General features: G+C 73.4%; 8 protein-coding genes. 4 read left to right on the top strand and 4 right to left on the bottom strand.

Annotation, left to right across the window (positions count from 1 at the left end):
• Nucleotides 1–58: 58 nt before the first annotated feature.
• Complete coding sequence (locus ACIRS4_RS34080; RefSeq protein ID WP_404203437.1) at nucleotides 59–1,483, bottom strand: MFS transporter; 1,425 nt, start codon at nucleotides 1,481–1,483, stop codon at nucleotides 59–61.
• Between the two features lie 722 nt (nucleotides 1,484–2,205).
• On the opposite strand from ACIRS4_RS34080, the gene ACIRS4_RS34085 reads away from it, so the two are divergent.
• Nucleotides 2,206–4,383 (top strand): asparagine synthase-related protein, encoded by a 2,178-nt coding sequence (locus tag ACIRS4_RS34085; protein WP_404203438.1) that lies wholly within the window; start codon nucleotides 2,206–2,208, stop codon nucleotides 4,381–4,383.
• Nucleotides 4,384–4,386: 3 nt separating this feature from the next.
• Here the strand turns inward: ACIRS4_RS34085 and ACIRS4_RS34090 are convergent, their stop codons facing one another.
• Both ACIRS4_RS34090 and ACIRS4_RS34095 read right to left on the bottom strand, forming a co-directional pair.
• On the bottom strand, nucleotides 4,387–6,612 hold the full coding sequence (locus tag ACIRS4_RS34090; RefSeq protein WP_404203439.1) for a sigma-70 family RNA polymerase sigma factor: 2,226 nt from the start codon (nucleotides 6,610–6,612) through the stop codon (nucleotides 4,387–4,389).
• Between the two features lie 158 nt (nucleotides 6,613–6,770).
• Nucleotides 6,771–7,538, bottom strand: coding sequence for a TetR/AcrR family transcriptional regulator (locus tag ACIRS4_RS34095; RefSeq protein ID WP_404203441.1), 768 nt, complete (start codon nucleotides 7,536–7,538; stop codon nucleotides 6,771–6,773).
• A gap of 380 nt (nucleotides 7,539–7,918) precedes the next feature.
• Here ACIRS4_RS34095 and ACIRS4_RS34100 point away from each other — a divergent pair, with 380 nt between their 5' ends.
• On the top strand, nucleotides 7,919–9,295 hold the full coding sequence (locus ACIRS4_RS34100; RefSeq protein WP_404203443.1) for an NAD(P)/FAD-dependent oxidoreductase: 1,377 nt from the start codon (nucleotides 7,919–7,921) through the stop codon (nucleotides 9,293–9,295).
• A gap of 241 nt (nucleotides 9,296–9,536) precedes the next feature.
• The gene (locus ACIRS4_RS34105) at nucleotides 9,537–11,189 is read left to right on the top strand and encodes a SpoIIE family protein phosphatase (RefSeq protein ID WP_404203445.1); all 1,653 of its coding nucleotides are present in this window, start codon (nucleotides 9,537–9,539) and stop codon (nucleotides 11,187–11,189) included.
• Between the two features lie 106 nt (nucleotides 11,190–11,295).
• Here the strand turns inward: ACIRS4_RS34105 and ACIRS4_RS34110 are convergent, their stop codons facing one another.
• Nucleotides 11,296–12,582: an MFS transporter gene (locus tag ACIRS4_RS34110; RefSeq protein WP_404203447.1), complete on the bottom strand. Its 1,287-nt coding sequence runs from the start codon at nucleotides 12,580–12,582 to the stop codon at nucleotides 11,296–11,298.
• A gap of 144 nt (nucleotides 12,583–12,726) precedes the next feature.
• Here ACIRS4_RS34110 and ACIRS4_RS34115 point away from each other — a divergent pair, with 144 nt between their 5' ends.
• Entirely contained in the window at nucleotides 12,727–13,290 is a 564-nt protein-coding gene (locus tag ACIRS4_RS34115) for a MarR family winged helix-turn-helix transcriptional regulator (protein WP_404203449.1), read from the top strand.
• Nucleotides 13,291–13,749: the final 459 nt, after the last annotated feature.

The raw sequence follows: 13,749 nt of genomic DNA on the forward strand, positions 1-13,749 counted from the left end.
CTTCAAACGCCGGGAGGTACAGCGCCTTGAGGGGGCGCGGAGAACTGCGCGATGGGCGCTATGCCGGAGTCATCAGCAGGGGCCGAGCCCTCTCCCGCAGCTCCACCACGCGCGGTTCGTCGCCGTACGGCTCCAGGCGGTGCAGGAGGTCCTTGACGTACTCGGTGGTGCGCGCCGAGGAGATCCGCCCGGCCACCTCCACCGCGCGCACCCCCTGCTCGCAGGCCGCGTCGAGGTTGCCGGACTCCAGCTCGGCGACGGCCGAGACGACGAGCCTGAGCCCGTGCGAGCGCACGAACTCCTCCGTCGGCTTCGACAGCGCCTGCTCGGTGAAGCGGCGCACCTGGCGCGGCGCCTTCAGGTCGCGGTAGCACTCGGCGGCGTCGGCGGCGAAGCGGTCGTAGGAGTAGAAGCCGAGCCACGACGGGTCCTGGTCGCCGTCGCGGGCGCGCTCCAGCCAGCTCTCGGCGGCTTTGAGGGCCGCGCCGGCGGCCAGGGCGTCTCCCGCGCGCGCGTGGGCGCGTGCCTCGACGAGGCGGAAGAAGCTCATCGTGCGGGCCGTGGCCAGTCCCCGGTTGCGCTCCAGAGCGGCCTGCGCGAGGTCGACGCCCTCGTCGCCGAAGCCGCGGTAGGTCGCCTGCAGGGACATGGACGCCAGGACGTAGCCCCCGAGGGGGACGTCGGCGGCGGCACGCGCGAGGCGCAGCGCCTGGATGTAGTAGCGCTGCGCGGCTTCCTGTTGACCGGTGTCGAAGGCCATCCAGCCGGCGAGGCGGGTGAGTTCGGCGGAGGCGCCGAACAGGGCCCGGCCGACCTCGTCGGAGTAGGAACCGAGCAGCAGCGGGGCCGCCTCCACCCGCAGGCACTCCGGCACCATCGACGAACGCCAGTCGCCGCCGCCGTACTTGGAGTCCCAGCGGCGGGCATCCTCGGCGGCCTCGCGCAGTTTCTGCACGTCGCTGTGGCCGACCTTGAGCGGTGCGCCGGAGCCGTCGCCGGAGTTCGCCTCCCGCGCCACCGAACTGTCGGCCGGGGTTATCAGCCACCGTGAGGCGGGCGTGGCGTACGCGCTTACTGCGAACGAACCGGCCAGTGACTGCCAGATGCCCCCGGCGCCGGCCCGTCGGCCGGCGAGGTCGAGGCGGTACAGGTCGGTCGCCGAGCGCACCGCCTGGCCGACGTCTCTGGGGAAGGCGAGGCCGACTTCGGGCGCGGGGTCCGCGTCCGCGAGGCCGATCTCGTGCAGGGGCACCGGGCGGCCGAGTTTCTGCCCGATCGCGGCCGCGATGAGGTGCGGTGCGGCGCCCTGCGGCACCATGCCCTTCGACACCCAGCGCGCGACGGACGTCTTGTCGTAGCGGAGCGTCAACCCGCGCTGAGCTCCGAGATCGTTGACACGTCGGGCGAGTCCGGCGTTGCTGATTCCCGCGAGGGCGAGAACGGCGCCGAGCTTTTCGTTCGGCCCGCGTTGCTCCCTGGACATTGCGCCACCCCTCGACACAGACGGCTGCCGCGCTGGCATAACCACGCGGCATTCGTAAACCCAGCGTAGTTCGCCGCATCCCAAGCGTTAAGGGGCATTCTTCCGGTTGGCGGGATTGTGGTCCGTACGCGAGTGCGGGCGTCGGCACGGACGGTTGCGGCGTGCTCCCGCCATGTGGCCGTGCGCCCGCCCGTGCGCTCTTCTGCGGCCCTGGGGAGAGCGGTTCCATGGTCGGGCGTGGGTCGGCCCGCTGTACTGGATCCAGTGGGCTGGGGGATGCCGCCGCCACAATCCCCGCGGGCGGCGGAGCGGTCCGGGGGGCGTTCTCCGCCTCCCGGATCGACGCGCCCGGCCGAGGGCGCGGTTGTGTACGGAGCGTGTGCGAGGCTGCGTCAACGGCCGTCGCGCGTGCCGGATTTGGCCGAAAATCGACCCTGTGTTCCGCTGGCGTTCGCGCTTCTCACCATGGAAATCGACGGCGCACGAGGCGGTTTGAGGGAGCGTACAGGGGGCGCATTCGTGTCGCGCACGCCGGGGCGTGTGCGACTGCCGGCGCTCCCCGTGCGGGAGTTCGCGCAACGCTCCCGGTCGGCGTGGGGGCGCTCCAGGGGCGCACTGCGGGGATCGCAAGCGGCGTCACCTCCTTCTGCGGCGCGCTCTTCGTGGCAGCATGTGAACCGTTCGTACGGTGCACTGGTTGTCCACAGCCTGTGGAGGCGTCGATGCGGTGGTTGGTGGGATGGAGCAGCGCCGCCACGGGAGTCACCGGCCCTGGCGCCCCCGGGACGGGGAGCATGGGCGGCCTCGGCGGCCCCGGAACGGGACGTCATGACGGCTACGGCGGCCCGGAGGTCTACGCCGGCGAGGACGGCGGACGGATCGGTCACGACGGCGAGACCCTCCACCCCGTGGGCTCCCGGCTCCTGTGGGGCGACCCCGACCCGCTGTGGGCGGTCGGCGACTGGCGCCCCGACGAGGTCCGCGTCGTCCGCGCCGACGCCCAGACCCGCGTCGCCGTCCTCGGCACCTGCGGCGCCACCGACGAACAGCTGCGCGTGGGCCTGTTCGCCGCGCGCGGAGGGGCACTTCGGCATCTGACGGCCTGGCCGGGCAGCTACACCGCGGTCGTCCAGGTCGGACGCCGCATCACCGTCTGCGGTGATCTGGCGGGCGCGCGCCCGGTGTTCCACACCCCCTGGGCCGGCGGCACCGCCTACGCGACGGCCGCCCTGCCGCTGGCCGACCTCATCGAGGCCAACCTCGACTTCGGCCACCTGGCCGCCCTGCTCGCCGCCCCCGACGTCCCGGCCGCGGTCCACGACTCCACCCCCTACGACGGCGTGCGACGGATTCCGCCGGGGCACGCGCTGATCCTGCGCGCCGGGGCGCGCGAGATCGCCGGGTACGAGCAGGTCGCCTCGCTCGCCGTGGCTGCGGCCCCCGTCGACCCCGACAGCGCGGTGGACGCCGTACGCGACGCGCTCGTAGAAGCGGTACGCGCGCGTCTGTCCGCGCCGCGCCACGTCCCCGACATCGATCCCGGGCCGGTGCCCGGAATGGGGCCCGCCGAACGCCGGGCCGCGCGCGGGATGCCCGTGCCCGGCATCGGCGCCGACCTCTCCGGCGGCCCAGCCTCCACCACCCTCGCGCTGCTCGCCGCCGGCCTGCCCGGCATGCCGGGCACCGTCCTGGGCCACGGCACGGGCGCCGGTGAACGCCTGCTGGCCGTCACCTTCAACGACCTGGCCGTCGGCGGCCACGAAGCGGAACTGGAGCGGGCCGGCGCCCTCGCGGCCGGCCCGCGCCTGCACCACGTCGTCGTCCCCGGGGGCGAGGAGACGCTGCCGTACGCCGATCTCGACGGGCCGCTGACCGACGAGCCCGGCGCGAGCCTGGTGACCGCCGCCCGGCACCGCGCCCGTCTCGCCGCGGGCAGCGCCGACCACTTCACCGGGTACGGCGCCCGGCAGGTCCTCGACGCCCACCCGGCGCGCCTGGCCGACCTGCTGATGGACCGCAAGAGACGCCACCTCGTGCGCCCCGTCGCCGCCCTCACCAAGGCGGACGGCTCCGTGCTGGTCCCCGCGCGCGTGTACGGCGCCGCCCGAAGACTCGCCCGCACGCCCTACCGGGCGGGCGTGGAGAACCTCGCCGACCGGCTCCTGCACCGCCGTTTCGACGACCCCGGGGACGCGGCGGGAGCCGTCGGGGCCTCGCTGGCGGCCCTCGCCTGGGGCGGGCCGGGGCCCGCCGCACGCTGGCTGACCGGCGAGGCGCTCGCTGAAGTATCGGTTCGTCTCCAGGGCACGGCCCACCGGGCCGGGGTGGGGCCCGGCCAGCGCCCCGGCGACTATCGCGCGCGTGCGGCACTGGCCCGGTACGCGGCGGACCTGCGCATCCTGGAGCAGGCCGCCGAGCTCCGCTCCCAGCGGCTGCACGCCCCGTTCCTCGACAACCAGGTCGTCCGCGCCTGCCGCGCCCTGCCGGAGACGCTGCGCGTGCAGCCGGGGGCGCGGGCCGCGATCCTGCGCACCGTGCTGAAGGGGGCCGGCGTGGCCGAGCTGCCGACCGGCTGGGGCGCGCCCTCCCAGGCCTCCACCGCGGCGGCGGCCCGAGCGGGCCTGCGCATGGCCACGGACCCGCTGCTCGCCCTCTTCGACGCACCCCTCCTCGCCGAGGCCGGCCTGGTGGAGGCCCGCGTCGTCCGCAAGGCGCTGCGCGGGGCGGCCGCCGGCGAACCCCTTCCGCTGGACGGCCTCGCCGACCTCGTCTCCCTCGAACTGTGGCTGCGCCGCCTCCTCGCCCGCAGGGGCACCTGCTGGACGGGCACCCCGGCCCGCTCCCGCGCGGTCCCCGCGGGGATCGCTCCGCAGCGGCGGGCGGTGTCCTCCGGCGGGTGACCCTCAGGAACAGGTGAACCGCGACTCCGCCCAGTCGGCCAGAGCCACCGTACCGAGGCGGCCGCGCGCCTCCACGTCCAGCCGGACGGTCCTGCGGCCGGCGAGGTCCACATGGACGGGCACGGCGGGGTCGCCGCCCTCCAGCGCGCCGGACGTCCACAGCGGGACTCCGTCGGCGTGGACGACGAAGGAGACGTCGCCGAGTCCTCGCGTCAGGCCGTCCACGCCCACCAGGGCGTCGAACGCCGTGCAGGCGCGGTTCAGCTCGACGGTGACCGAGGAGTCGCCGTGCACGGTCACGCCTGAGCTGAAGCGCCGGTCGGCGACGGCCGCACGGTCGTGCTGCCACACCCAGCTGCTCCGGGCGAGCCGGATCTCGGGACGGGAACCGTCGCCCACGACGTCGAAGTCGAGCTCGCCGAACCGGAAGACGGAGGGAGCCGGGGCGGGCGGAGGCGGTGCAGGGGTGGGCGTCGGGTCCGGGGCGGGCGCAGAGGACGCCGGCGCGGCCGCCGGAGCCGCCGAAGGCTCGGCGGCGGTCGGCGTGGGCGCGGGCTCGACTGCATGGACGGGAAGGATCTGCGCAGGTCCGGAAAGGGGTTCTTCCAGCGCCGCCGACGGGCGGCCGGACGCCGGCGACGGCGTGATCGGCGGCTGCGCCGGGCTGGGCGTCGCCTCTTCCGGCAGGACGACCGGCGCCGAGACGGAGGGCGTTGCCTCGGGCCGCTCACCGGGACTGTCGTCACCGGCGAGCGCGAGAGCGACCACCGCGACGGCGGCCACGGCCACCACCCCGGCGGCGACACCGGCCTTGACCGCCCCGCCGGAGGCACCGGCTCCCACGCCGCCGTTCGCGAAGCCCCCCGCGTCCCAGGCCGCCCCGCCGCTTCCCCCGACACCCGCCACCGAAGAACCCCCACCTCCTACGGCAGCCCCGCCGGCAGCCCCGGCAGTCCCGCTGACACCGCTGGCAGCGCCGCTGACACCGCCCGCCGCGCCGCTGACGCCGCCGGTAGCGCCGCCGGCGCCGCTGCCTGCCGTGATGCCCGCACTTGTGGCTCCGGCCGTTCCGCTGGTTGCCGTCGCCCCACCGGCAGTTGCGGTGCCCGCGCCTGTCGCGCTGCCAGCCGCGCCCCCTGCGGCTCCCGTTGCCCCGGTGCCCGCAGCCGTGACGCCGGCCGCCCCGCTGCCTGCCACCCCCGTGGCCCCCGTGGCCACGCCGCCCGCTGCCGAGCCTCCCGCCAGGATCGCCGCCGCCTTGGCGTAGCCCGGTGCGCCGAGCCAGCCGAGTACGGCCAGGGGGACGACCGCGGGGATGGTGCCGGCGACCTCCTCGATCTGCAGGGCCGCCAGCCGGCACCTCGCGCACTCGTCCAGGTGCCTGCGCAGGCCCCGTTCGGCCCGGGTGCGCAGGCGGCGACGGGCGTAGGCGCCGAGCTGGTCGGCGTAGCGGGCGCACTCTTCGTCGCCCATGAGGGTGGCGTTGACGTGGGCCTGGAGATACGCCTGCTTGAGGCCCTCGCGGGCCCGGCTGGCCAGGACGCGCGTGCCGTTGGCGTCGAGGCCGAAGAGCGTGGCGATCTCGCTCGGCGACTCGTCCTCGACCTCGGTGTGCCACAGCACGGCCTGCCAGCGCTCCGGCAGCGAGCGGAAGGCATGCATCGCCATGGACCGCTCCGCCTGGTGCATCGCGCTCACGTCGGCGCCCTCGTCGAGGGTGTCGTGCCCGGCGGTCTCGGCGGAGCGGGCGGCGCGCTCCGCGAACACCGCGAAGTCGTCGACGAGTTGCTCCCGCCTGGCCGACTGCGTCCACCCCGCGGCGACGCGCCGGACGCAGGTCAGCAGATAGGCGCGGACGGCGTGCCGGGGGCCCGAACCGCCGCGCACCGCCTGGAGCATCCGCGCGAAGACCTCGGCGGTGAGGTCGTCGGCGGTGTGGGCGTCCCGGCAGCACGTACGCGCGTAACGGCGTACGGCGTCGGCGTGACGCCGGTACAGCTCCTCGTACGCCGTGTCGTCGCCCGAGCTCATCCGGGCGACCAGGTCGCCGTCGGCCGACGGGATCTCCCGCGGCGGCAGAATGTCGCCCTCGCGCCGCTCACGCTGGGGCGGTACACCGCCGGAGAGAAACTCCGCACGTCCGCCCCGGCCCGGCGCCTGCGGTGAGATCCGGCCCCCGGCCCGTACCTCACCGTCGTCCTGTGAGGCGTCCCGCCCGCCAACGCTCATCGCGCACAGCCCCCGCCGCCCGCACAACCGGTCCCGATCACGGCGTCAGAGTGCCACATCGGAGCCGACGTGCCGGCCGCGCGAAAACACGAAAGTGCGGGTCGGGGCGGGAACGCCGAAACGTCCCCGCCCCACAATCACCCGTTCGGAGCAACCCGTCAGGAAGAGGGCCGCGACCTCAGCCCCTCCAGCAGGATGTCCAGCAGCCGTGCCGACGCCGCCGCCTGCTGTGCCGCGTCCGGCAGCGAGGGCGCCGCCGTCGCGATCACCAGCAGCACGTCCGACACCGACACGTCCGGCCGCAGTTCGCCCGCCGCCCGGGCCCGCTCCACGAGCTGGCCCACCACGTCGAGCAGCGCCGCCGACCCGGCGTCGTCCAGGACGGAGGACGCGGTCGGCTCGGACACCAGCCGCAGCTCGCCGCCGGCCGACTGGGACCGCTGCTGCGGCACCCGCGCCAGATCCGCGGCGGGAGCGTCGTCGCCGTCCTCGGCGACCCCGACCCGCAGCACCTGCGGCGGCAGCAGCCGCCCGGCGCCCGACGCCACCGACGTCCGCAGGAAGCGCGACAGCGCCGACCACGGCTCGTCCTCCTGCCCCAGCGCCGCCCGCGCCTGGTCCGTCAGCCGGGAGGTCTCCTCCTCGGCTATCCGCCGGACCAGCACGTCCTTGCTGGGAAAGCGCCGGTAGACCGTGCCGACACCGACGCGCGCGCGGCGCGCCACGTCCTCCATCGGCGCGCCGTAGCCCAGCTCGCCGAACACCTCACGAGCCGCGCGCAGTACGTGCTCGAGATTGCGCTGTGCGTCCACGCGCAGCGGCGTGGTCCGCGGGCCGTCCCCGCGTCCGTTGCCCACCGCCGCGCTCACCGCGCCGCCGGGTGCAAGGGCGGACGCGGACGACCAATGCGTGTCCTGAATGTGCATGAATGATCCCCCGGTAATGACGTCTCCCCCCGGAGACACTCCCCGCCATCGAAAGCCGGGGTGCGCGAAGAGGGGACCGCGACCGGCGGACCCGCTCGCCGCGGACCCGACGAGCGCTTCCCCCTGACACCCCGTCGACACACGAACATAGTTGAGAGGCAGTCAATTCAGAAGGGGCAGGTTCCGCACGGAGCGCCCCCCGATCGGAGCACGGGTCGTATAAGTCCCGATTGCGCCCTTTCCCGCCCCCCAGCGCACCCACGCTGACCTGCACATCTTCCGAGGACGCCGGTGTTTCGGCCAACCCGGCGCGCGCCACGGAACCGGTCACACAAATTGTCGGGCCTGTGGACAAACTCCGGCGACGGGTGCGTCATGGGATGGTGAAGGAACGTGCGCGCATTCTCGTTGTCGGCGGCGGCTACGTCGGGATGTACACGGCCCTGCGGCTCCAGCAGAAGCTGAAACAGGAACTCGGCCGCGGCGAGGCCGAGATCACCGTCGTCACACCCGACCCGTACATGACCTACCAGCCGTTCCTGCCCGAGGCGGCCGCCGGCGCCGTCTCACCCCGCCACGTCGTCGTCCCGCTGCGCCGCGTCCTGCCGCACTGCCGGATCATCGTCGGCGAGGCCACCGCCGTCGACCACGCCGCGCGCACCGCCACCGTGCGCACCCTCGCGAGCGAGGAGGACAGGACCGGCGCGCTGCGGCTGACGTACGACGAGCTCGTCCTCGCGCCCGGATCCGTCTCCCGCACGCTCCCCGTGCCGGGGCTCGCCGACCACGCCATCGGCTTCAAGACCGTCGAAGAAGCCATCGGCCTGCGCAACCACGTCATCGAACAGATGGACATCGCCTCCTCCACCCGCGACCCCGCGATCCGCGACGCCGCCCTCACCTTCGTCTTCGTCGGCGGCGGCTACGCCGGCGTCGAGGCGCTCGCCGAACTGGAGGACATGGCCCGCTACACCACGCGCTACTACCACAACGTCACGCCTGAGGACATGAAGTGGATCCTCGTCGAGGCCTCCGACCGGATCCTGCCGGAGGTCGGCGAGGACATGGGCCGCTACACGGTCAGCGAACTGCGCCGCCGCAACATCGACGTCCGTCTCGGCACCCGGCTGGAGTCCTGCACCGACCGCGTCGCCGTTCTCAGCGACGGCGCCCGCTTCCCCACCCGCACCGTCGTGTGGACGGCCGGCGTCAAACCCGCCCCGCTCCTGGCCGCCACCGACCTCCCCCTGAACGCGCAGGGCCGCCTCAAGTGCACCCCCGAGCTGAGGATCGACGGCGTCACGCACGCGTGGGCCGCGGGAGACGCCGCCGCCGTCCCCGACGTCACCGCCGAACCCGGCAAGGTCACCGCCCCCAACGCCCAGCACGCCCTGCGGCAGGCCAAGCTCCTCGGCGAGAACATCGCGCGCTCCCTGCGCGGCGAACCCCTGCGCACGTACTCCCACAAGTACGTCGGCTCGGTCGCCTCACTGGGCCTGCACAAGGGCGTCGCCCACGTCTACGGACGCAAACTCAAGGGCTACCCCGCCTGGTTCATGCACCGCGCCTACCACCTCAGCCGCGTCCCCACCTTCAACCGCAAGGCGCGCGTGCTCGCCGAGTGGACGCTGGCGGGACTCTTCAAGAGGGAGATCGTCTCCCTCGGCTCACTCGAACACCCGCGCGCGGAGTTCGAACTCGCTGCCGGGGGAAAGCCTTCCGACGAGTCGTCCGGCGACCCGAAGGGGTCGTCCTGAGCCGAATCAGGAACTCCACCGACCACCCCCACGTCTGACGAATGCCGGCCCGGACGGCGGCCGCACTGCCAGACTGCATCCTGCTTCCCGAGCCCCGGCGGACCACCGCCCACCCCCCGACCACCAGGCCGTCCTCACCGCTGCAACACCCGGGTGCTGCGACAACGCGCACCGCCGCGCGGCCCCGGAGCCCAGGGCGGGCCCGGAGCCGGCCGTCGACGACTACACGAGGCAAGGATTCGTGAACTTCACGCGCTGGAGCGCCCGGCTCCCCGGAACGCAGCGCCGCGCCGCCGCGCGAGCCGAGCACACGGTCACCACCCCGGACCGCCGGGGCGAGGGCTCCGTGCCCGCGGCCCGCGCCGAACGACTCACCGACGAACCGCCCCCGGCCCCCGCCGTCGACGAACTCCCGGTCCGTGAGGTCCTCGACCGCGTCCCGGCCCTCGTCGCCCTCGTCCACGGCCCCGACCACCGCCTCGCCTACGTCAACGACGCCTACGCGGCGGCATTCGGCGTACGCCACCCCGGCGCACCGGCCGCCGAAGCCCTCCCCGAACTGCGCGACCTCGGCCTCATGCCCCTCCTCGACCAGGCCCAGCGCAGCGGCAAACCCCGCACCCTGAAGTCCCGCAAGGCCCCCGACGGCCGCCATTACACCTTCACCTGCACCCCCGTCACCCAGGACGGCGGCAAGTCCGCCGTACTCGTCTTCGCCACCGACGTCACCGACCACGCCGAGGCCGCCGACCGCCTCAGAGCCAGCGAACGCCGCCAGCGCGAGACCGCCGTCACCCTCCAGCGCTCCCTCCTCCCCCAGGAACTCGAACAACCGGACGACCTGCGCATCGCCGCCACCTACCACCCCGGCGGCACCGAGGCAGCCGTCGGCGGCGACTGGTACGACGTCATCACCCTCGGCGGCGGCCGCACCGCCCTCGTCATCGGCGACGTCATGGGCCGAGGAGTACGCGCGGCGGCCGTCATGGGCCAGCTCCGCACCGCCGTCCGCGCCTACGCCCGTCTCGACCTCCCGCCGCACGAGGTCCTCCAGCTCCTCGACGGCCTCGCCATGGAGATCGACGCCAACCAGATCGCCACCTGCGTCTACGCCGTCCACGACCCGAACGAGGGGCGGCTGCTCTACGCCTCCGCCGGCCATCTGCCCATCCTGGTCCGCGACGAGAACGGCGCCGTCCGGCGCGCCGACGAACCCACCGGCCCCCCGCTCGGCACCGGCGGCTGGATGCACGCCTCCGGCACCGTCCCCCTCGGACCCGGATCCACCGCCGTCCTCTACACCGACGGCCTGGTCGAACGACGCGACGAGGACCTGGACGACGGCATCGCGGCTCTGGAGCGCGCCCTGGCCGGCGCCACCGGCACCCCCCAGGTGGTCTGCGACCGTCTGGTCCGCTCCGCGGGCGTCACCGCGGACCACGACGACGACGTCGCCGTCCTGGTCCTCCAGCACCCCCACCGCACCGGCGCCGACGGCGAACTCTTCCGCAACGCGGCCCTGGAACTCCTCGGCGGAGTCGAAGCGGCCCCACGCGCGCGTGCCTTCGCCTCCGGCGTCCTCACCAGCTGGCGCTTCCCCACCGAACTGCACGACCTCGGCGTCCTCGCCGCCAGCGAACTGGTCGCCAATTCCCTGCAGCACGGCACCCCGCCGATGCGCCTGCGTCTGCGCCGCACGGACCGCCGCCTGATCATCGAGGTCACCGACGGGGACGACCACCTCCCGCTCCGCCGCCTGGCCGAGCCCGGCGACGAGACGGGCCGGGGCATCGCCATCGTGGCGGCCATCGCCACCCACTGGGGCAGCAGACGTACCCCGGGCGGGGGCAAGGCGGTGTGGTGCGAGTTCCTGCTCCCCAAAGCCGCCGACTGACGCCGGATGCCGACACCGGCCGATACCGTCCGGACCGCCGCCGCGCAGACGAAAGGGCGGCCGTCGCCCATGACGACGGCCGCCCCTGCCCTGCTGCCGCCCTGCCTCACGCCTCGGCGGCCACCGGCTCCGCTGCGGCCCCGCCCCGGGCGACCACCCGGTTGCGCGCCTGCCACGGCTGGTCCTGCGCCACGGTGAGCCGTCGCCCCAACCGCAGCGCCAGCACGCTGATCCCCAGCGAGAACAGCAGAAACGTCACGACGTAGGGCGCGTGCAGCGAGGCGCCCATCGGCCCGCCCACGGCCGGCCCCACCGCCAGCGCCAACTGCTTCACCAGGGCGAACGCCGAGTTGTACTGACCCGCCATCCCGGACGGCGCCAGATCGGCGACCAGTGGCGCGACGGTCGGCGACAACATCGCCTCACCCAGCCCGAACAGCGCGTACGTCGACACGAACGCGGCCGTCGCCATCTCCTGGCTGCCGTGCCCGAGCCCGGCGAACCCGGCCGTGACCCACGCCACGGCCCAGATCAATCCCACGCCCGCGATCACCCGCGACCGCCTGCGCCGCTCGACGAACTTCAGCACGGCGAACTGCGCGACCACGATCATCGCCGTGTTGGCGGCCAGGGCCGTCCCCAGCGCGGACGTCGAGATCCCGGCGGCCTCCACGCCGTACGCGCTCAGCCCCGACTCGAACTGCCCGTAGCAGGCGAAGAACAGCACGAACCCGAGCACGCACAGCTGCACCATGGCCCGGTTCCCGAGCAGCTGCTTCCAGCTCCCCTTCGCCGCTCCCCGCGGAGCGTCCTCGACCCGCGGCGCGCGCGGCATCCGCACCGTCGCCATCACCACGACCAGCAGCAGGAACATCGCCGCCTCGATCGAGAACAGCAGCGTGAACGACGACACGCGCGTGGCGTCCACGAGATGCCCGCCGATCAGCCCGCCGACGCCCAGCCCGAGGTTCTGCAGGAAGAACTGCATGGCGAACGCCCGCGACCGGGTCTCCGCGCTCGAACAGTCCACGATCATCGTGGCGAGAGCCGGCTGCATCACGGCCTGCCCCGCCCCGAGCGCGCCCGCGGCGGCCAGCACAGCGGCGGCGTCGCCCGCGAGCCCCAGGCTCAGCGCGCCCACGGCGGCGGTGACCAGGGCGGCGATCAGCACCGGCAGCGGGCCGCGCCGCACGATCGCCCGACCGGCGAACGGCAGCACGATCAGCGCGGCCACGGCGAACACGGCGAGCACCAGCCCCGCCGTCATGGACCCCAGGCCCCGCACCTGCGCCACATAGACGTACAGATACGGGACCGTGAAGCCCAGCCCGAACGCGCTGAGTGCGTTGCCCACGTGGATCCGGCGCATCGCTGCGCCCATCGCCCTGGTCACGTTCACCTCTCTCAAGACAGGGGTCAGCCGGTAGATGGCTGACCCAAGGACTTACAACCGAAGACTTCGAAGATAAATTTCGAAGCTAAACAGTACAGCCACAAGAACTTCGACGCGAACGAGTCCCGTGCGATACTGACGGCCATGGGCGACACCCCCGACGGCAGCGCAGACCTCGACGGCGAACCGACGCTCGAGGAGCAGATCGCCGCCTACCAGCGTGAGTTCCAGGACCTCGACCCCCAGGTCGAGAAGATCGTGTCGGCGTTGTCCCGCCTGAACCGCCGTATGAACGTCGCCTACGGCCGCCAGACCGCCGCGCTCGGCATGAGCAACACGGACTGGGAGGTCCTCAAGGCCCTCGTCCTCTCCGGCGCCCCGTACCGCCTCGGCCCCAGCGACCTCGCCAAGCGGCTCGGTCTGACGCCGGCCGCGATGACCCACCGGATCGACCGCATGGTCTCCGAAGGACTGGTGACCCGGGAACGGGACGAGACCAACCGGGTCCGCGTGATCGTGGAGCTGACGCAGGAGGGACGGGAGAAGTGGCTGGAGGCGATGAGATCGGCGACGGTCTTCGAGGAGGACCTGCTCCAGGACCTCACCCCATCGGACCGCACCGCCCTCGGCGAGGTGCTGACCAGGCTCCTGCGCCGGGTGGAGCACGCCCAGCCCGACGCCGGCGGGCGTCTCAGCGACCTCGACTGACCTCGCCGAAAAGACCTTGACAGGGGCGCTTGACATCCCCCTGGCCGATCCGTAAAGTTCTTCGGGTTGCCACGGAGCCGTAACGGTTCTTCGGTAGCACCTCCGTCGCAGAAGCGACACCTCACACCACAGCAAGATCTCCCATCGGGATCTAATTCGGCGCGCCCGAATTCCATTCGATGGGGCATTCGGCAGCTTGATCGGTTCGATCGACTCGATTAGCACTCGCCGGGGCGGATCCGCTAAGGTTTGAGACGTCGGAACGGCCCAACAGCCGGGAAGGCAAACCCCCTCTGACTGGGAATCAGGGCCGAAAGGATCTGATAGAGTCGGAAACGCCGGAAGGGAAAACCGCGAGAGCGGAGAACCGGAAAGCACCGAGGAAATCGGATCGAGAAAAGATCTGATAGAGTCGGAAACGCAAGACCGAAGGGAAGCGCCCGGAGGAAAGCCTGAGAG

The sequence above is a fragment of the Streptomyces sp. NPDC101166 genome (assembly GCF_044768125.1).
Taxonomy (GTDB): Bacteria; Actinomycetota; Actinomycetes; order Streptomycetales; family Streptomycetaceae; genus Streptomyces.